This is a genomic window from Methylocystis sp., assembly GCF_050246715.1.
In the GTDB taxonomy this organism is placed as follows: Bacteria; Pseudomonadota; Alphaproteobacteria; order Rhizobiales; family Beijerinckiaceae; genus Methylocystis.
The window spans coordinates 1-18,925 of the sequence record NZ_JBFWVN010000043.1 but is presented as its reverse complement, the minus strand read 5'-3'; the positions used below and the strand labels follow the sequence as shown (position 1 = coordinate 18,925).

Here is an 18,925-nt window from a genome sequence, read left to right as displayed (position 1 = left end):
TCGTGCGCTAATCGTAATGGCGCTAAGCGGCCTCACGATCGGTCTTATCGCCATGCTCTCGGGGCGATCCGTCCTTGCGAATGGGACTTGGATTGCCGCAACGGCGCCCGTCATAGCGGTTCTTTTATTTTCGATCGTTCGGGACCTCCGCGCGGGGCGGATCGGTGTCGACCTGCTGGCTCTGGTCTCCATGGCGGCGTCCTTGGCGCTTGGCCAATCATTGGCCGGCGCGATCGTTGCTGTCATGTATGCCAGTGGTCAGGCGCTAGAAGATTTCGCCGTTGGACGGGCCGAAAGGGACCTGAAAGCCCTGATCGATCGCGCTCCGCACATTGCACACCGCAAGCTTGCAGGCGCTCTCGAAGATGTGCCGATCGACCGGATCGTTGCGGGAGACCTGGTTCTCGTTCGCGCCGGCGAAGTCGTTCCCATCGACGGTCAGGTCGCCAGCGCCAGCGCACTGATCGATGAATCGATGCTGACGGGCGAGCCCATTCCCATTTTGCGGCAAATGGGCGAATCGATCAGCAGCGGCACAATCAATGGCGGCCCGAGCTTCGAAATGTGCGCCACTGCGAAGGCTGGCGATAGCGCCTACGCAGGCATTGTGCGAATGGTGACCGCTGCGCAGACCCTCAAAGCTCCGTTTATTCGGGTGGCCGATCGTTTCGCGCTGCTGCTTCTACCTGTCACGCTTGGCATGGCTGCCATTGCCTGGTGGCTATCAGGCGACGCGATCCGCGGGCTCGCGGTGTTGGTCGCCGCGACGCCATGTCCCCTCATCCTCGCTGCGCCGGCTGCATTCATTGGTGGAACCTCGCTGGCGGCGCGACGCGGCGTCCTCATCAAAGGTGGCGGCCCGCTCGAGCAGCTCGCGCGTATCCATACCGTCATGTTCGACAAGACCGGGACCTTAACCGTTGGCGGTGCACGCCTTGTAGACATAGAGACTGCTCCCGGCGTGGCGGCGGAAGAGGCCTTACGGCTTGCAGCTTCCGTTGAACAGGCTTCGCAGCATGTTGTCGGCGCAGCGATCGTCTCCGCAGCTCACGCTAAAGGACTTTCGCTTCTCGCGCCGCGAGATGTCCGTGAAGTCCTGGGATCGGGATTGGAAGGCGTGGTCGAGGGACGTAGAATCGGCGTCGGTTCTTTGCACTTTATTGATAGCGAGCAGCGACTTGAAGACTGGGCGAGGCGTGCCGAGCGAAGAGCTTCTTGGCGTTCGGCTCTTACGGTGTTCGTCGCCGTCGACGATCGAATCATTGCTGTGCTGCTGTTTGCGGATGAATTGCGACGTGAGACGCCGCGGACCGTTCGGGCGCTACGGCAGGCCGGCGTCGCCAAAATTGTCATGGTCACAGGCGATCGAGCAGAATCCGCTGAAACGATGGGGGCGGCCCTCGATCTCGACGCGGTTCTCGCCGACTGCATCCCTTCTGATAAAGTTGAGGCCGTTGTCGAAGAGCGGAGGCTTGCTCCAACCTTAATGGTTGGTGACGGCATCAATGATGCACCGGCGCTCGCAGCAGCGGATGTAGGTTTGGCGATGGGGGCGCGCGGTGCGAGCGCCTCTTCCGAAGCTGCGGACGGCGTCGTTCTCGTCGACCGGCTCGATCGCGTCGCTGAAGCAATTGCGACCGCCAAGCGCACACGCTCGATTGCCATGTAGAGCGTGATCGCCGGCATGACATTATCGGGAGTGACGATGATCGCCGCCGCTTTCGGTTATGTGACGCCGGTCGCTGGGGCCTTGGTACAGGAGGCAATCGACGTCGCCGTAATTCTGAATGCGTTGCGCGCGCTTGCCCTCCCGGGCGCTTTCGACCGGCCAACGATGTCAGAGGCTGCAGCGACAATTCTTCGTGAAGATCATGAAAAAATAGAAGCAAGCCTTGAGCGGCTACGCCAACTTTCCGACGCCTTAGATTATGCCAATACAACCGAGGCAAGGGGCTATATCTATGAGGCTGATCGCATCGTCAACGCGATAATCGTTAACCACGAACGCGCGGACGAGGAGACTGTTTATCCGCGCGTTTCAAGCTACCTCCGCGACAGCCATGGGCTAACCGCCATGAGCCGCGCCCATCGCGAAATTCTTCACCAGGCTAGGCTTTTGCGCCGCCTGGCGGATCGTCTTCAGCAAAGTGAGGTCGAGCCCTATGTGACCCGTGACGCTCAGCGCATTATCGAATCAATCGAGTTCCTTGTGCAGATCCACAATGCGCAGGAAGAGGATATCTACGAGCATGCTGCGACACAACTAAGCCTTGAGGCGAGCACGTCCCCAGAAAGCGCGACCCAGATCAGAAAAAGCCCGAGCGCAACCCCCTTTGAACGAGCGCTCGAAAGCACCATTCCCGGAAAGCGACGCTGGCGAGTTGCCGCAGGCGCAGTAGCTGCATTTGCGTTCATCGCCGCCCTCTATTGGGGTGGCGACTATTATGTTCGCCGCCATGCCCGGCCCATGCACCAACGCGCCTCGAGCAAATTTATGGTCGCGAATGTGCTCGATGACTCCGTTGCGTTCGGAGCCCCGGTCGATGGGGCAATTGAAAAGGTCAGTTGCGAAATTGGCGAAATCGTTAAAGTCGATCAACTATGCGCGACAATTGACGCGCGCCCTTACCAACTCCTCACTGAACGCGCCAACGCAAATCTCGCTGCAGCCATTGGCCGGCTCGAAAAGGCCAGGAAACAATTTGCTCAAGCGCGGGCGAGCTTTGAGCGATACCAAGATCTTTCAACGAGAGCTACCGGGATCAAACGAAAGCGAAAAGTCTTCGAACAACGACAGAAAGAAGTTGTCCAAGCGGAAGGAGTTGCCGATCTCGCAAGAGTGGCGCTCCGCGCTGCAGAGAACGATCTTCATCATGCATTCATTCGGTCTCTCATCGCTGGGACGATAATCGCTCGGAGCGTGGAAGTCGGCCAAACGGTTATCGCTGGGCGAACCGAACCTCTGTTTCGTGTTGCCGCTAACCCCGGCGTTGTGAAGATCAATCTCACGTTCGATGCGCGAGACGCTAAGAAGCTGTATGTCGGCGAAAGTATTTCTCTCAGCCTTGAGTCGGAACAGGACCGTGCGTTCTTGGGCGAGGTGACGCAAATTTCGATTCCGAAGGCGGCCATATCGCCTAAGCACTATGACATTGTCATCACCCTGAGAAATCCAGTCCAGCAGCTCAAGCGGGGCATGCCCGCGATGATTCGAATCGCGCCAGCCGGGTCTCGGCCCGAAAGGTCGTAAGCGCAGGAGCCACTTGAAATACCGATCCGCAGCGGGCAAAACGGAAAAACTGCGATTAAGCGCCGAGCGATTCAACGGACGTCGGGTGTCCTCGGATCGCCCCAGAGATCCTCCACCTGGTCGAGGTGAATTCCAGGACCGTAGCGTCGGGCGTCAGGCCGAGTGATGCCGAAGAGAGGCGCTGTCACGTTGCGCTTAATTGCAAGAATGCGCCGGTTCGCGCGCATTGCTGCGGCTTATTTGAGAATCTCCAGGCGTCAGATGGGACCGTTAAATTAACTGGGGCGCTACGCTGCTCAGAGGAGCGGCGGGGTCGGCCGGAATAGCCAGTCCATACGCGATTTGAAGACTGGGGACTCATAGGATAACTGCTCCCTGCAGATTTCTGTTCATGACCACGGCGCCGACGAATTCTCGCTCGGGATCATTGGGCAGATCAAGATCGATCTCGCGCTTCTCGTCGAGACGCTTGCCGAGACTAAACGCACGATGACGAACCCTGACGAAAGACTCCGTGGATTTGACGGGTAGAAACTCCGCGAAGACATCGGCCGCTTTGCGATAGGGCATCAGACTGCCCAAGCGAGCCGATAGCTCCATCAATTCCGGCGTCGCCTAGTCGGGGCAAATATCCCGCTGCACTGCTGACGCATCACGTAAATACGGCAGGCAGCGCTGGCAATTCAGGACGCGCGGATCGCGAACTTCGACCCCCCAAACATGGTTCTGATCTTGCGCTTGCTATAGTCCTCGATGCGCCAAAAGCGCTCGCAGCGAGGTAACGAGGCTGCGTCACGTCGCCGCTTAGCGATCAACTCGACGGCGTGAATGCGTCCGAGCGGACATTCTTCATGCTGGCGCCGCGGCCGCCAACAACTTGAGAGTTCGCTTTAAAAATCAGGTTCTCGCAGCATTACCCCATTTCGCGCGGAGGCGACTCGAAAAGGAGTGGCATAGCCTTGTTTGCCGCGACGTGGATAACATTCCGCCGCTCGTTCAGGCTTGTCTTTTGGGCTGCGAACGGTGCGCTCAAAGTCTGCTCAGAATGGACTACAGAGGCACCGCTGACTCCTTTTTTCAAGAATGTGTGAGCAGCACGGTGAACGACATCACTGCGCGCCTCGATGTCGGATGCGCGCGCTCGTACCATTGATGATTGCGCATGAAACCTTACCTCGCTGCTTTCTTAGGCATTTTCCTCCCTTCAGTCGCGACCGCTCGGCCAACAGACGCACATTTGGGCGGGTCGAACGAGATGATGCTCGTCTTGGCTATGCTGCAAAGCAATATGTTTCTTGATTTTTTTGTGCAGTGCACCTACTGGATGTGCCTCTAGAGCCGCGTGGGAATTGCTCGCGCGCCTAGACCAGAAGGGGATAAACGATGACAGTGTTCCCAGACATTAAGGCATTCGGCACGAACCCGTTCGAGGCGTTTACCACGGCGACTGCCGCATCAACCAAGGGTCTAGAGGCCATCGCGGCCGAAACGACGGATTATTCAAAGAAGTCCTTTGAGAAAAGCCGTGCGTTCTTCGACAAGCTGATTGGCGTGAAAAAGATCGACGAGGCGATCCAGCTCCAGTCGGACTTCACAAAATCCGCCTATGACGATTTCCTGGCCTACGCTGCCAAGATTGGCGAGACGTATTCGAGCCTGGCCAAGGAAGCGTTCAAGCCGACCACTGTCGCGTCGCCTGTACAATCGCCAGTCTCCGCTTCGCCGTCAAAGGCGCCGGTCGCCGCCAAGCAGAGCTAAGTCGCGCGGGTTAGCCCGTCTTATATCAGCAAACAGAAAACGCTTGATCAGCTCCGCTTATCGAGCGTTTTCTTGGTGTCGCGTTGCACGTAAACGCAAGCGGGGAGCATTCATTGTCGCGATGCTACTCGCCATCGACGTAGGATGCTTCGAAGTCATCTATTCCAAGATGCTGTGGTAGGCCCCAGGAAGCGCAAAACCCGGATATCCGCACACGCTCGGTCAGCGGCAATTTAACAGCAGGTGCGTGCGTGCGACGGTCGCCTGCTCCTCCAGCACGCGAAGCTCCCCGCCCGTCCTCAGAGGACCAGCGCGGCGCCCTTGATCTTTGCTTCCACGCCGCACTGGCGAACCACTTGGACATTATTCTCCAATCAACGAAAGGCTAAGAAACCTAAATGAGCGAGCTGAAGAAGGAGACTAATCAGTCTGCGCCTGCCGATCTGCTCGAAAGGCAAGACCGCCGAGATATAAGCAACCTAGACCAAGACAAGAGTTGGAAGCCCCCGCTGGAGTCGTCTCCTATCCTCTTCGAGCAGATTCGGAATGGAAAGTGCCGCTGGCCGATTGGCGATCCGCACCATTTCGATTCGTTTCGGTTCTGCGGATGCGCATGCGCACCAGAGGCGATTTATTGCGATAGGCACAAGAAAATGGCTTTTGCTCCGAACCGGGCTAGGACATTGATTCCAGGAAGAGCCGGTTCACTGCCGACGACCAAAGTATCCTGATGAAAACCGGTCGTCTTGCTAATCGCTAGGTGCGCAGGTCGAGAATTTCGATGGGGCGGCTCGTTCTGTGCGCCATTCGATGACGAGCAACTAGGCTTTCCTGACGAACTCCGTACGCAGCACAAGCCCTTTTACCTTCTCAGCGCGACAATCGATTTCGGCCAGATCATCCGTGAGTCGGATATTTTTGATCAAGGTCCCGCGTTTTAGGACGACAGATGAGCCCTTAACCTTCAGGTCCTTTATCAAGGTCACGGAATCGCCGTCCTTGAGCGCTGCGCCATTGCTGTCTTTCACAACTACCGTCATCAGGCGCTCCGCGCGTTCCATAGCTGATAATGCGTCTGGTTATATTCGCCGAGTAGCCCGTTTGCATATCCCAGGCTGTAATTCGCTCATTCCGAGGCCAATCGGCCATCCGCTTCGGGGTTTCATCCGGTCTTGCCGACGCCTTTGATGCGGTTCGCCGCTCTCCAATTGATTGGCAGCCTAGCGCACATTCGATCGCGCTGCGCGCTCCCGCCTAGTCACCGCTAAAGTCTTCGACCTAAGCGTCTTATCTTCGGAGTTTCACGCTTCAAATGTCAAAGACAACTATCTTAACGGGGCGTCGCCGCATTGGTGAAGTGACGAATTTATAGCGCCGTCAGGTGGCGATTTTCCCTGCCGGCGATAATTAAAGGCGGGACCATAACCAAAGGGCTTGCTCGAAGGCTTTCGTCCTCGGGCAAAACGAACAGCGAGTCGCGCCGATGAAAAATCGTTGTTATTTGAGCGCTTTCGTCGCTATATGCTTCTGCGCTTTGCCGTTGTCATTGGCGGTCCAGGGTGCGGCGGCACCGATTGCGACCTTCAGCGACGCGGAACTCATCTCGAACTACGTCGTCCAGGCGAAAGGGCAAAAAGGAGCGTCTGACGAGCAGAGAGCTTGCGAAGCGAAATGTCGAAAAGACTATCGCGCGTGCTACAGCCGGGGAGAACAGGCTTTGAAGCCGCAAGTCCCGGCGGAGCCTTGCACGGAAGAGAAGGTGTCCTGTCTTCGCGCCTGCGCGAGGGGTTCGCAATAAGAGCGAAAGGTGAGGAGCCGATCGACGAATCCAGGGCGGGTCGGCTCATCCTCGAAATAGACATCGGCGAGCGCGACGCCGTTCGCGTCCTCAACGGCGAAGGACTCCGCGGCCTTGCAGATGCGCAGCGGCAGGGCGTGTGCGGAGGCGTCACCTCCCACGTGGATTCCTGCGGTTGCTCCGATGGCCAAGTGGCCTATGTGTCATGTTGAGCCGGCGCCATCTGGACCGGCGAACATTCTCCTACGTCGACACCTCCAGCCCGGCCGGCGACGACCGGGCTTTTTCATGCGGAAGGCACAAGACAGCGCCCGCGACTGTGGATGTATCGGGGCGGGCGTTTTTCGTTGTTAACGTGTGAATAGGCGCGACGTTGTGACCCCCCTCAACTGAGTAAGTTCAACCATTTATCGCGCCGATCGGCATCCGGACCCCGCGCCAATTTGCACCAAAGCATATTTATCGCGGCTCCATTGCGGCGACAGGATACCGAGCTGCGGGAGCACCTCGCCTTTGAGCATCGCCGCCGTGAGGGGAAACTCGCATCGCGCCCGCGGGAACCAGCGCTCGAGATCGCCTCGCATCTCGACGAGTTCCTTGATGTCCAGGATCCCGTCGCGGATTTTGATATTGGTGTCGTTGTTGGTGGAAGCGGCGACATAGAACTCCTCGCTTTCGCCGATCCTGTGACATTCCGAGAGCCGGCGTAAGCGCATGTCAACGACGCGGAAATTGCGTGCCCAGCAGCGGAACTCGAATCGCGCCTCACTCTCTTTCACGGCAGGGGAACTTCTCGGGATCGCGTTCGTTCCTGCTATTGAGCACTATTTGCGGATCGCGGGAGTGTGGAACTTGGCGCCCCTGCCGTAAAATCTATCCGGCTGGCGCGCGGCGTCGAATCGGTTGATGTTCTCCCGAATGATGGAGTTGCTTGAACGAACCTGGGCGACTGCTTCTACGAAAGTTTTGCAGGCAAGATTCGAAATAGGGAGTAGGGCATGGTGCCCAGCCGGAAGGTTCTGACGGCCGAAGTCGCCGTCTTTCTGTTGCTCATCGTGCCGTCGCTGGTTCTGTCGCTGTTCGTAATTCGACAGGGGCAGTTGAGCTTTGTGCTGGCGGCCACGGCGACGATCTTTCGTGACTTGGGCTTGGTTTGCTTGATCCTGTACTTTCTTTGGCGGAATGGCGAGCCGGTCGACCGCCTTGGCTGGACGTGGCGTCACATGGGGTGGGAGCTGGCGGTGGGCATCGTGTGCTTCGCTCCGGTTTTCGTGGGCGCCGCTCTTCTTGAACGCACCTTGTTGCATGCGGGACTGTCTGCCCCCGCGACGCCGCTGCCATCCTTTCTCAACGACAAGGGCGGCACCGAAGCGCTCCTGGCCACGCTCCTGGTCACGGTCGTCGCCGTGGCCGAGGAGACCATCTTCCGCGGCTACCTGCTGCTCCGCTTTCAGAGCATTCTGTGGAGCACGACGGCTTCGGTGCTGTTCTCCTCGGCGATCTTCGCCATCGGGCATGGTTACGAGGGATCGGCAGGCGTTGTGACAGTGGGGGCAATGGGAGCTTTTTTCGCGCTCGTCTACTTGTGGCGCAAGAGCCTGGTGGCTCCTGTCGTGATGCACTTCCTTCAGGATTTCCTAACCATTGTCCTGTTGCCCGCGCGAGGTGTTTAGTCCCAGAATATAATGAGACCTGAAAGAACTAGGGGGTCAGGCGGCTTGCCTCGACTCGTTATCGTTCGGCCATGTCCATTCAACTGGCTGTGGCAGGTCGCAGTAGCGTTCGAGAGTTCCGTTGAGATGAGCGGCGCATCAGCTGAGCGCCTAGCCGAGACCACCGCTGTCGCGTTGCACTTAATTGCAAGAATGCGCGAGCTCGCGCACGTTACTGCAGCTTATTGGGTCTGCTTCTTTCGATCGATTTCGAACGAGATCGGGATGTCCATTGTAGGCGGATGCTTGGGTGTTCGTTCAGGTGGCGCCAATGTTAGCAGCGTCGACCAACTGACCAAAAAATCCTAATAGCGCCTTTACATCGGTCGCGAGCAAATTCCGCTTCGTGCGATCCCCTCTGGCAAAGGCCAAAGCGCGAACGCGACACTAAAATGAGATGCAATTATGCCGGAATCTATCATCGGCCTAGGGATCGCAGCTTTCATCTTTCTGGTCGCGAACAACCTCTTTCACGAAGTTCGCGCGCGGCGCGCGCGCAATTGCTCGCGGCTCGGATCAGCGCGGAGGAGAGAAGATGCTTGATATTCTATATGTCGGCTTCGGTCTTTTGCTTTTCGCGATAGTCGGCGCCTACGCGCGCGCCTGTGGGCGCCTTTAGGGAGAGCCGCGTGTCAGAACCTGTCATTGGACTAATCGTCGCCGTTCTGCTCGGCGCCTATCTCGCCTATACGCTGCTCCATCCCGAAAAATTCTAAAAGGAGTCCCGGCGAAAACCGGGCGTTCGCTATGACTGCCATTGGGCTGACGCAAATCGCCATCGTACTCATTGCCGTTATCGGCGCGGCTGTTCCGCTTGGCGGTTACATTTCGCGAGTTCTAGCCGCCGAGCGCACGCTGTTTACTCCTGCGCTCTCGCCGGTCGAACGCGTCTTCTATAAACTGGCTGGCGTCGATCCTGCGCGTGAGCAAAACTGGCTTGCTTATGCAATGGCCATGCTTGCCTTCAGCGTCATCGGATTTGCTTCGCTTTACGGCCTCCAACGGCTTCAGGCCTATCTGCCGTTCAATCCTCAGGGCTTTGGCGGCGTGCCCGCCGACCTCGCCTTCAACACGTCAATCAGCTTTGTCACCAACACCAATTGGCAAAACTACAGCGGCGAGACGACGATGAGCCATTTGACGCAAATGCTCGGCCTCACCGTGCACAATTTCGTGTCGGCGGCGACCGGCCTTGCCATTGCGTTTGCCCTGGTGCGCGGTTTGTCTCGCGCCGAGTCGCCGACGATCGGCAATTTCTGGGTCGACCTCACGCGGTCGACGCTTTACGTGCTCCTGCCGCTCTCGATCATTGTCGCTCTGGCGCTTGTCGCTCTCGGCGTTCCGCAGACGCTTCAAGGCTCGATCGACGCGACGACGCTGGAGGGCGCCAAACAGACGATCGCGATAGGACCCGTCGCCAGCCAAGAGGCGATCAAGGAACTCGGGACCAATGGTGGCGGCTTCTTCAACGCCAATTCTTCGCATCCTTTCGAGAACCCCAACGCTCTTTCCAACATGCTGGAAATTTGGGCTCTGCTCGTTATCCCCTTCGCGACCGCCTTTGCCTTTGGGCGTGCCGTTCTGGATCATCGGCAAGGCCGTGCGATCGCCGTCACGATGATGATCGTGCTCGTCGCGGGCATACTCGTCGCCTATTGGGCCGAGGCGAATGGAAATCCGTTGCTGACCGAGATCGGCGTCGATCCTTCGCCCGGCAATATGGAAGGTAAGGAAGTGCGCTTCGGCCCGGCGATGAGCGCGCTGTTCGCCGCGGCGACGACGGGCACCAGCTGCGGCGCCGTCAACGCCATGCATGACTCCTTCATGCCGCTCGGCGGACTTGTGCCTCTGTTCAACATGTTGATGGGCAGCATCGCGCCGGGCGGCGTCGGCGCGGGCCTTTACGGATTCCTCCTGCTGGCGATCATCGCCGTCTTCGTGGCCGGTCTGATGGTCGGCCGCACGCCGGAATATCTCGGCAAGAAAATCGAGGCGCGCGAGATGAAGCTCGCGATGCTGGCGGTGCTGACCTATCCGCTCAGCGTCCTTGGCTTCGCCGCCGTGTCGGTCATGCTCGAGACCGGACTCGCCAGTCTGAACAACGCCGGCCCGCATGGGCTTTCCGAAATTCTCTACGCCTTCGCCTCCACCACCGACAATAATGGATCGGCCTTCGCGGGGCTGACCGGCAACACGCTCTGGTACAATACGACGCTAAGCGTCGCCATGCTGCTCGGACGTTTCGCTTTCGTCATTCCCGTATTGGCGGTGGCCGGCTCCTTCGCGGCGAAAAAGAAAGCTATCGCCTCGGTCGGCGCCTTCCCGACGCATGGGCCGCTCTTCGTCGGTCTGCTGCTCGGCGTCATCGTCATCCTCTATCTGCTGCAATATTTCCCGGCGCTCGCGCTTGGCCCCATCGTCGAGCATTTCGCGCTGCTTGCCGGAAAGACCTTCTAAGGAGCAAGTCCATGTCGCATAAGGTCGCCGCTCCCGGCTTGTTCGACGCCGCGATTACGCGACGCGCCGCGCTCGACGCTTTTAAGAAGCTCGATCCACGACGCCTCGCGCGCAATCCGGTGATTTTCGTCACCGAAATCGTATCGACGGTCGTCGCGGCGTTTTTCGTACGCGATCTCGTGGCGCAGAACGGCGTCGCCGCTTTCTCCGGACAGATCGCCGCTTGGCTCTGGTTCACCGTGCTCTTTGCCAATTTCGCCGAAGCCGTCGCCGAGGGGCGCGGCAAGGCGCAGGCCGACGCTTTGCGCAGGACGCGCAGCGATGCACGCGCCAAGCGGCTGATCGATCCGCAAAACAGAAGCGGCATGAAGCCTGTCTATGAAGGTGTGTCGGCGCTCGATCTCAAGCTCGGCGACATTGTGCTGGTCGAAGCTGGAGAACTCATCCCCGGCGACGGCGAGGTGGTCGAAGGCGTCGCTTCGGTCAATGAATCGGCGATCACCGGCGAGTCCGCGCCGGTTATTCGCGAGGCGGGCGGCGACCGTTCGGCCGTCACCGGCGGCACCACGGTTCTCTCGGACTGGATCAAGGTCAAAATCACCGCGGCGCCAGGGACGACCTTCATCGATCGGATGATCGCGCTCGTCGAAGGGGCGCAACGGCAGAAAACGCCGAACGAGCTTGCGCTGTCGATCCTGCTCTCCGGACTGACGATCATCTTCCTCATCGTCTGCGTGACGCTTTGGCCGCTCGCGGCCTATTCTGGCGCGGCGATTTCAATCACGGTGCTGATCGCCCTGCTCGTTTGTCTAATCCCGACAACCATCGGGGGCCTGCTCTCGGCGATCGGCATCGCCGGCATGGATCGGCTGATCCGATTCAATGTCATCGCCACCTCCGGTCGCGCGGTGGAGGCGGCGGGCGACGTCGACACGCTGCTTCTCGACAAGACCGGCACGATCACCTTCGGCAATCGCATGGCCGACGAATTCGTCCCCGTCGACGGCGTTTTGGAGCGCGCGTTTGTCGAAGCCGCCCTGCTTGCCTCGCTCGCCGATGAAACGCCGGAAGGAAGGTCGATCGTGGCTCTGGCCAAGAGCGTTCTTAGCGCTTCGACGCCGAACCTCGGCCCCGAGGCGAAGATCGTTCCATTTTCCGCGCATACGCGCATTTCAGGCGTCGATCTGCCTGGCCAAACGCTGCGCAAGGGCGCCGTCGACGCAGTCGCCGCGCATGTCGCGTCCGTCCCTGTCGATTTCGAACGCGCGGTCGAGCGCATCTCGCGCGCGGGAGGAACGCCATTGGCCGTATCGGAAAACGGCGCGCTGCTCGGCGTCATTCACCTCAAGGACATCATCAAGCCCGACATCAAGGCGCGCTTCGCCGCCTTGCGCGCCATGGGCATCAAAACGGTGATGGTCACCGGCGACAATCCGATCACCGCGGCGGCGATCGCAGGCGAAGCGGGAGTCGACGATTTCATCGCGCAAGCCAAGCCCGAGGACAAGCTCTCCTACATCCGTAAGGAGCAGCAGGGCGGCCGGTTGATCGCCATGTGCGGCGACGGCACCAATGATGCGCCGGCCCTCGCTCAGGCCGACGTCGGCGTCGCCATGCAGACCGGCACGCAGGCGGCGCGCGAAGCCGGCAATATGGTCGACCTCGACAGCGATCCGACCAAGCTGATCGAGATCGTCGCGATCGGCAAACAGCTGCTGATGACGCGCGGCTCGCTGACGACCTTCTCGATCGCCAATGACGTCGCCAAATATTTCGCGCTCATTCCGGCGCTGTTCGTCGTCGCCTATCCTGAACTCGAAGCGCTCAACGTCATGAAGCTCGCCTCGCCGCAATCGGCGATCCTCTCGGCGGTGATCTTCAATGCGCTGATCATCATGGCGCTCATCCCGCTCGCGCTGAAGGGCGTTCCTTATCGCCCGATCGGCGCCGCCGCGCTGCTGCGACGAAACTTGCTGATCTACGGTCTTGGCGGACTGATCGCGCCCTTCATCGGCATCAAGCTGATCGATCTCGCCGTCTCGGCCGTTCATCTCGCGTAAGGAGGCCTTTTTGATGCTCTCCCATCTTCGTCCAGCGATCGTCATGATCGCGCTTTTCACAGCGCTCACCGGCGTGATCTATCCGCTCGCGATCACCGGCGTCGCCCAGCTCACTCTGTCAGCGCAGGCGAATGGAAGCCTGATCGAACGCGACAGCGCCATCGTCGGCTCGAGGCTGATCGGCCAAAACTTTGTCTCGAAACGCTATTTCCATGGCCGGCCCTCGGCGACGACCGGCCCAGATCCCGCCGATCCGTCCAAGACGGTCGACGCGCCCTACAATGCTTCAAACTCGATGGGCTCCAATCTCGGACCGACCTCCAAAAAGTTGGTCGATCGCGTTAATGCTTCGATCGAGGCGGAATTCGCCGCCGGCCGGATCGATGTCGTCGCGGCCGACGCCGTGACGACCTCCGCCTCCGGACTCGATCCGCATATTTCGCCGCAGTTCGCTTTGGCGCAGGCGCCCACCGTCGCCAAAGCCCGCAATCTCGCCGAGGCGCAGGTGCGCGCGCTTGTCGATGCGAATACTGAAAGGCGTGTTCTAGGGGTCATCGGCGATCCGCGCGTAAATGTGCTCTTGCTCAATATGGCGCTCGATCGCTTACAATGAGGCGGAGGCTTCAGAAGGTAGATGTCTTTGGCTCGCGACGACGGAGACTTCGACCGCCGACCTGATCCAGACGCACTCCTTGCGCTGAGCGACAAGGAGAGCAAAGGAAAGCTGTGCGTTTTCCTTGGCGCCGCGCCCGGCGTCGGCAAGACCTATGCAATGCTGGCGCGCGCGCAAACCGCAAAGGCTGAGGGCGTCGATATCGTCATCGGCCTGGCTGAAACCCACGGGCGCATCGAAACGCAGGCGCTCCTCAACGGTCTTGAGACGCTTCCGCGTCGCAAATGCGACTATCGCGGCCGGATCATCGAGGAATTCGATATAGATGCGGCGCTGGCGCGAAAGCCTCAACTCATCATCGTCGATGAACTTGCGCACACCAACGCGCCCGACAGCCGCCATCCCAAACGCTGGCAGGACATCGAGGAGCTGCTTGACGCCGGCATCGACGTCTGGACGACGCTCAATGTCCAGCATCTTGAAAGCCTCGCCGACGTCGTGTCGCGCGTCACCGGCGTCGCCGTGCGCGAGACCGTGCCGGATCGCGTGCTGCAGAACGCCGCCGACGTCATCCTTGTCGACATCACGCCGGACGAACTGCTCCAGAGACTAAAGGAAGGCAAGGTCTATGTGCCCGAAACCGCGAGACGCGCGACCCAGAATTTCTTCACGCCGCGCAATCTTACGGCGCTGCGCGAGCTTGCCCTGCGGCGAACGGCCGAACGAGTCGATGACCAGATGGTCGACTTCCTTCGCCAAGGGGCGATCGAGGGACCATGGGCGACGGCGGAACGTTTACTGGTTTGTGTCGGCCGCGACGCAAAATCTGAGGCCGTAGTTCGCGCCGGCGCGCGCCTCGCCACGGCGCTCAACGCGACATGGATTGCGCTTTACGTGGAGCGCGCCGGCCGGGAAGAAGAATCTGCCGAGGTCGTGCGAAACGTCGACCGCTCATTGAGTCTGGCGGAGCGGCTCGGCGCGGAGGTCGCGCGCATCTCGGGAGACGATCTTGCTGCGGAAGTACTTCGTCTTGCGAGGCGAGAAAATATCACCCAGATTGTGCTCGGCCGCTCGCGAATTCGATCTTTTCCCCAATTGCTGTGGCGCTCGCTGACCGACGAAATTCTTCGACAATCGACCGATATCGCGGTTCATGTCGTCGTCCTGGAGGACGTCGCGCCCCCGAGCAGGCGCTCTTGGAAGCCGCCGATGATATCAGAAACTTGGCGCGGCGTCGCCGGAGCCGCATTGTCGGTCACGATTACCGTCATGATCGGATACGCGCTAGATCGCTGGCTCGGCCTCAGCAATCCGTCTGTGATCTTCCTCCTTCCCGTAGTGCTCTGCGCTGCGCGCTTTGGAATGTGGTCCGCGATCATCGCGGCGCTTCTGTCCTTTTTGGCCTGCGACTTCTTCTTTTTCGACCCGCATTACGAATTGAGGATCTCGCAACCGCAGGAGTTTCTTTCGCTCACTGTTGCTCTGATCGTCGCCGTGATCACGGCAATGCTCGCCAGCAAAATGCGCGATTATGCGCAAAACGTGCGAGAGCGGTCTCAAGCAGTGCAGTCGCTGTTTGAGTTCTCTCGCAAGCTGTCAACGATAACAACCCTCGACGACATTCTCTGGGTCTCTGCTCTTCAAATTCTGAAAGCCGGCGAAGCATCCTGCGTCGTGCTATTGATGCCGGAAGACGGCGGACTGAGAGTGGCGGCTGCCTGGCCACCGGTGGATCAAATGGACGCTGGCGAACTCGCCGCCGCCCGGTGGGCGCTTGAAAAATCCGAGTCTGCCGGCTGGCGGACCGACACACTGCCCAATGTACGGTTCCAATTCCGGCCGCTTGCGACGGCGCGCGGGGTCGTCGCGGTTTGCGGCATCGAGCCAAAGACGGTTGAGGAGCCGCTTTCCGCCGCCGCGGAAAGCACGATTTCCTCGCTTATTGAACAGACGGCGATCGCGATCGATCGTTCGATGCTGGTCGGCGAATCGGTTAAGGCGGCGGCGCTTGAAGAAAATGAAAAATTGCGAACGATTCTGCTCTCCGCCCTGTCGCATGATTTGCGCACGCCATTGACCTCGATCACCGGCGCGGTGACGAGCCTACGCGAGCTTGGCGAGAAGATTCCGCTAGAGGATCGCAAAGACCTGCTTCTGTCGATCGAAGAAGAGGCCAGGCGCCTGTCGCGATTTATCGCCAATATGCTCGACATGTCGCGCATCGAATCGGGCGCGCTGTCGCCGCGCAGCGATCTCGTCGATGTGGCCGATGTGATCCGCAGCGTCCTCGAAAGATCCAAGAAAACTTTCTCGGGCAAGGACATGTCGATCAGTATCGCGCCGAACCTTCCGCCAATTCGAGGCGACGCCAGTCTCCTCGGCCAGGTTCTCTTCAACTTGATTGACAATGCACATAAATATGGCGGCCCGACCGGCGCGATCATTCACGCCCGGCGCGAAGGTGGCGATGTCGTGATCACCGTGACCGACGAGGGGCCCGGCGTGAAGTCGGCCGACCTCGAGCGTATTTTCGAGAAATTTTATCGCAGCGGGCGGGTTGACGGCCGCAAGGCTGGCACCGGCCTAGGCCTCTCGATCTGCCGCGGACTGGTCAGGGCCATGGGCGGAACCATCGTCGCGCAGAGCCCCGCCGTGCGCCGTCGGGGAACGAGAATAATTATGCGCTTCCCGGCCGCCAACGAAACGAAACAGGGCGTGGCGGCATGAGCGACGCGCGCGTTCTTGTCGTTGATGATGAACCTCAGATACAGCGCGTCTTGCGGCCCTCGCTGACGGCGAGCGGCTATGAGGTGCGCGAAGCGGCGACCGGGCGCGAGGCGCTTGCGGCCGTGTCCGATTACTCGCCCGATCTCATTATCCTCGATCTCGGTCTTCCCGACATAGACGGCAAGGAAGTGCTGCGAAAACTAAGAATCCTCACGCGAACGCCGGTGATCATTCTCTCGGCGCGCGACCGCGAATCGGAGAAGATCGCGGCGCTTGACCTCGGCGCTGATGACTATGTCGAGAAGCCGTTCGCGATGGGAGAATTGTTGGCGCGCATGCGCACCGCCCTGCGTCATTCGCAGAATGCGGCTTTGGATTGCGAACGCGTCGTGGCCGACGGGCTTGTGGTGAATGTTACAAAGCGCATCGTGACAAGAAATGGCGCGCCGGCGAAACTGACGCCCAAGGAATTCGATCTTCTGGCCTTCCTTGCACGACATGCGGGCCGGCCGCTGACCCATCGGGAAATCCTGAAGGCCGTGTGGGGCCCAGCGCATCAAAACGACAGCCAATATTTGCGCGTGCTCATCGGCCAATTGAGGGCAAAGATCGAGGAGAACGCCGCAGCGCCCAGAATCATCGTGACCGAGCCCGGCGTTGGCTACCGATTTATCGAGTCCGAATAAGAAGGATATAAGCTTGTGGCCGCTTCTGGAGTCCACCGCAACCTCCGCAATGGGCGCGCATATCCAAGGAGGGTACGGTGAGATTGCCGAGTCTGCGATCCCGTCAGGACATAGACCCCTTTCTGAGCAGGCTCAAGCGATCTACGCGTGGATGCGCCGGCAATCGTGGCTTGGGAGTGAGGACCCGCCCGCTCGAGGTCCGGGAAAGGCGGATTGGAGGAGTTGCGAACGGGCGGGTGAGCGCTGACGCGCGGAACGAAGAGCCCGATACAGCCATTAAACGCGGGCAAACGTAATCATAGGCCTGGCCTCGCGGTTGTTGTTGGCGCCATAAGAGACACGCTCAGAACCGGACGTGCCGTAACGCACAACCCAATGCAGCGGCGTTCGCGTCTTCGACGGCGAAGGACTCGCCGCCCATGCGGAAGCGCAGCGACAAAGTGTAGCGCGTGGAGCGTCCTGTTAGCGACTTTATTCGCCTTGGTTAATTAAATCTCGAAGTTGCTTCGTGAGAACACGCCAGTAGATTTGCCGGCCACCATAGCCCTCGCGGTCAAGGCGAGCGATGATGTCAGCGAGGCTGCTGCACGCGCCGGAGCGAGCCAAGAAAAAGGCCCGCTCGACGGTGATCGAGCTTGTCGGCATGGTCCCTCGCTCCCCAGTATTAGAAGCGCTGGCCGGTATTGCGACTTCAGCGCCCCCGATGCAATGAAGATCGCGTTTTCGTTTCAACTCTTCGATCAGATTGATCATCCTCTCGGGCAAAGGCTCCGCTGGTATTTCGTTAAGCTCTGATCGCAGTTGCTCGCCGATCGCAGCCGCAGTTGTGCGTTGTGCTCCTCTCGACTGAAGACGTCGATCACCGTTAGCGCGCGGAACTTATCGCCATTGCTGAGCTGATCATGGATGAAATCGAGGCTCCAGGCTTCGTTCGCTCGCTTGGGCTGATGTCGCCTCTCGCGAAGAACGACCATCTTGCGCCGGCGTGGACGTTTGCCGCGTAAAACAAGGCCTTCCTCCCGATAGAGCCGGTAGACAAGGTTCTTGCTGACCGACCAGCCTTCACGCCGCAGCATGATTTGGACGCGCCGATAGCCATAGCGAATCCGCGTCTGCACGATCTCGCGCATGCGCCGTCGAAGCTCAAGGCGCGGATCCCGAATGCTTGGTTTTCTCTGGGTCGATCGGTGCTGGCGCGTTAGAGCGCAGGCCCGCCGCTCGCTGTAGCCGTGATGCGCAGTCACATAGGCGACAACTTGTTTCATGAGCGCTGGCCTGGAAACTTTTTTGACAGAACGTCCTGCAGGACGGCTTTGTCGAGACTCAGATCCGCCACCAGCTTCTTCAGCCGGACATTCTCTTCGGACAGCTGCTTGAGTTCGCGGACCTGGGTCGACTCCAAACCGGCATACTGCTTCTTCCAGCTAATGGGATGGACGGCTCTCCCTTCCGCCTTCAGGCTGGGAGCCTGTAAACTGGAAGGAGACTAAGATGACGATTGAAACCCTCCGCGTGGATATCGCCAAGAACGTGTTCCAACTACATGGCGTCAACAGCAATAGTCGCTTCGTGCTGAAGCGCAGGGTGATGCGCGACGAACTGCTGAGGGTGATCGCTCAAGTCAACCGCTGCACGATTGTCCTGGAAGCTTGTACGGGCGCGTTCTATTGGGCGCGCAAGTTCGAGGAGCTTGGACATCAGGTCAAGCTGATCAGCCCGCGATATGTGAAGCCGTTTGGTGCGCCCCGACGGCGCGCATTGCCAGTGGAGGAAGATTCCACCCAGAGAGTTGTCGATTGATCTGGTAGCTGACGAGCAGTTTGGACGAGCAATCGGACGGGCTGAAGCCTCGTGACAAAGGCCG

14 protein-coding genes and 4 pseudogenes are annotated in these 18,925 nt (G+C 59.5%); 12 read left to right on the top strand and 6 right to left on the bottom strand.

Translation table 11 applies throughout. The annotated features are described in order from the left end of the window. Positions 1-16: 16 nt before the first annotated feature. A pseudogene (locus AB7I51_RS13290) lies at positions 17-2,263 on the top strand (heavy metal translocating P-type ATPase); the annotation flags it as partial. Between the two features lie 204 nt (positions 2,264-2,467). After that, on the top strand, positions 2,468-3,250 hold the full coding sequence (locus AB7I51_RS13285) for an efflux RND transporter periplasmic adaptor subunit (protein WP_428406271.1): 783 nt from the start codon (positions 2,468-2,470) through the stop codon (positions 3,248-3,250). Positions 3,251-3,646: 396 nt separating this feature from the next. On the opposite strand, the pseudogene AB7I51_RS13280 reads toward AB7I51_RS13285, so the two are convergent. After that, positions 3,647-4,077, bottom strand: a pseudogene (locus AB7I51_RS13280) (ISKra4-like element ISMet1 family transposase); the annotation flags it as partial. Between the two features lie 556 nt (positions 4,078-4,633). Here AB7I51_RS13280 and AB7I51_RS13275 point away from each other — a divergent pair. Beyond that, positions 4,634-5,008, top strand: a complete 375-nt coding sequence (locus AB7I51_RS13275; RefSeq protein ID WP_428406259.1) for a phasin family protein — start codon at positions 4,634-4,636, stop codon at positions 5,006-5,008. Between the two features lie 398 nt (positions 5,009-5,406). Then, on the top strand, positions 5,407-5,739 hold the full coding sequence (locus AB7I51_RS13270; RefSeq protein WP_428406258.1) for a GcrA family cell cycle regulator: 333 nt from the start codon (positions 5,407-5,409) through the stop codon (positions 5,737-5,739). Between the two features lie 90 nt (positions 5,740-5,829). On the opposite strand, the gene AB7I51_RS13265 is transcribed toward AB7I51_RS13270, so the two are convergent. The 3 genes from AB7I51_RS13265 to AB7I51_RS13255 form a co-directional block, all read right to left on the bottom strand. Further along, on the bottom strand, positions 5,830-6,048 hold the full coding sequence (locus AB7I51_RS13265; protein WP_428406257.1) for an alkylphosphonate utilization protein: 219 nt from the start codon (positions 6,046-6,048) through the stop codon (positions 5,830-5,832). A gap of 655 nt (positions 6,049-6,703) precedes the next feature. Beyond that, positions 6,704-6,967 carry a hypothetical protein gene (locus tag AB7I51_RS13260; RefSeq protein WP_428406256.1) on the bottom strand — a complete coding sequence of 88 codons (264 nt, stop codon included), beginning with the start codon at positions 6,965-6,967 and terminating at the stop codon, positions 6,704-6,706. A 246-nt stretch (positions 6,968-7,213) separates the two neighbouring features. Continuing rightward, the gene (locus AB7I51_RS13255; RefSeq protein WP_428406255.1) at positions 7,214-7,522 is read right to left on the bottom strand and encodes a hypothetical protein; all 309 of its coding nucleotides are present in this window, start codon (positions 7,520-7,522) and stop codon (positions 7,214-7,216) included. A gap of 282 nt (positions 7,523-7,804) precedes the next feature. On the opposite strand from AB7I51_RS13255, the gene AB7I51_RS13250 reads away from it, so the two are divergent. The 7 genes from AB7I51_RS13250 (at position 7,805) to AB7I51_RS13220 (ending at position 17,061) form a co-directional block, all read left to right on the top strand. Next, entirely contained in the window at positions 7,805-8,479 is a 675-nt protein-coding gene (locus tag AB7I51_RS13250) for a CPBP family intramembrane glutamic endopeptidase (RefSeq protein ID WP_428406254.1), read from the top strand. 644 nt (positions 8,480-9,123) lie between these two features. After that, positions 9,124-9,234, top strand: coding sequence for a K(+)-transporting ATPase subunit F (kdpF, locus tag AB7I51_RS13245; RefSeq protein ID WP_428406253.1), 111 nt, complete (start codon positions 9,124-9,126; stop codon positions 9,232-9,234). Positions 9,235-9,265: 31 nt separating this feature from the next. Next, a complete protein-coding gene (kdpA, locus tag AB7I51_RS13240) occupies positions 9,266-10,975 on the top strand; it encodes a potassium-transporting ATPase subunit KdpA (protein ID WP_428406252.1) in 1,710 nt (569 codons plus the stop codon). Between the two features lie 11 nt (positions 10,976-10,986). Further along, positions 10,987-13,035 (top strand): potassium-transporting ATPase subunit KdpB, encoded by a 2,049-nt coding sequence (gene kdpB / locus AB7I51_RS13235; RefSeq protein WP_428406251.1) that lies wholly within the window; start codon positions 10,987-10,989, stop codon positions 13,033-13,035. Positions 13,036-13,048: 13 nt separating this feature from the next. Continuing rightward, positions 13,049-13,648 (top strand): potassium-transporting ATPase subunit KdpC, encoded by a 600-nt coding sequence (gene kdpC / locus AB7I51_RS13230; RefSeq protein ID WP_428406250.1) that lies wholly within the window; start codon positions 13,049-13,051, stop codon positions 13,646-13,648. A gap of 27 nt (positions 13,649-13,675) precedes the next feature. Next, entirely contained in the window at positions 13,676-16,375 is a 2,700-nt protein-coding gene (locus AB7I51_RS13225) for a DUF4118 domain-containing protein (protein WP_428406270.1), read from the top strand. Next, positions 16,372-17,061, top strand: a complete 690-nt coding sequence (locus tag AB7I51_RS13220) for a response regulator transcription factor (protein WP_428406249.1) — start codon at positions 16,372-16,374, stop codon at positions 17,059-17,061. The genes AB7I51_RS13225 and AB7I51_RS13220 overlap by 4 nt, the downstream gene beginning before the upstream one ends. Positions 17,062-17,532: 471 nt before the next feature. On the opposite strand, the gene AB7I51_RS13215 is transcribed toward AB7I51_RS13220, so the two are convergent. After that, positions 17,533-17,814, bottom strand: coding sequence for a hypothetical protein (locus tag AB7I51_RS13215; RefSeq protein ID WP_428406248.1), 282 nt, complete (start codon positions 17,812-17,814; stop codon positions 17,533-17,535). A gap of 86 nt (positions 17,815-17,900) precedes the next feature. Continuing rightward, a pseudogene (locus AB7I51_RS13210) lies at positions 17,901-18,484 on the bottom strand (IS3 family transposase); the annotation flags it as partial. A gap of 68 nt (positions 18,485-18,552) precedes the next feature. On the opposite strand from AB7I51_RS13210, the pseudogene AB7I51_RS13205 reads away from it, so the two are divergent. After that, positions 18,553-18,798: pseudogene (locus AB7I51_RS13205) on the top strand (IS110 family transposase); the annotation flags it as partial. Positions 18,799-18,925: the final 127 nt, after the last annotated feature.

What these genes read in the sequence shown, in the direction of transcription:
- AB7I51_RS13285 (WP_428406271.1), top strand. Translation starts at nt 2,468, where the DNA reads ATGCACCAACGCGCCTCGAGCAAATTTATGGTCGCGAATGTGCTCGAT.
- AB7I51_RS13275 (WP_428406259.1), top strand. Translation starts at nt 4,634, where the DNA reads ATGACAGTGTTCCCAGACATTAAGGCATTCGGCACGAACCCGTTCGAG.
- AB7I51_RS13270 (WP_428406258.1), top strand. Translation starts at nt 5,407, where the DNA reads ATGAGCGAGCTGAAGAAGGAGACTAATCAGTCTGCGCCTGCCGATCTG.
- AB7I51_RS13265 (WP_428406257.1), bottom strand. Translation starts at nt 6,048, where the DNA reads ATGACGGTAGTTGTGAAAGACAGCAATGGCGCAGCGCTCAAGGACGGC.
- AB7I51_RS13255 (WP_428406255.1), bottom strand. Translation starts at nt 7,522, where the DNA reads ATGCGCTTACGCCGGCTCTCGGAATGTCACAGGATCGGCGAAAGCGAG.
- AB7I51_RS13250 (WP_428406254.1), top strand. Translation starts at nt 7,805, where the DNA reads ATGGTGCCCAGCCGGAAGGTTCTGACGGCCGAAGTCGCCGTCTTTCTG.
- kdpA (WP_428406252.1), top strand. Translation starts at nt 9,266, where the DNA reads ATGACTGCCATTGGGCTGACGCAAATCGCCATCGTACTCATTGCCGTT.
- kdpB (WP_428406251.1), top strand. Translation starts at nt 10,987, where the DNA reads ATGTCGCATAAGGTCGCCGCTCCCGGCTTGTTCGACGCCGCGATTACG.
- kdpC (WP_428406250.1), top strand. Translation starts at nt 13,049, where the DNA reads ATGCTCTCCCATCTTCGTCCAGCGATCGTCATGATCGCGCTTTTCACA.
- AB7I51_RS13220 (WP_428406249.1), top strand. Translation starts at nt 16,372, where the DNA reads ATGAGCGACGCGCGCGTTCTTGTCGTTGATGATGAACCTCAGATACAG.
- AB7I51_RS13215 (WP_428406248.1), bottom strand. Translation starts at nt 17,814, where the DNA reads ATGATCAATCTGATCGAAGAGTTGAAACGAAAACGCGATCTTCATTGC.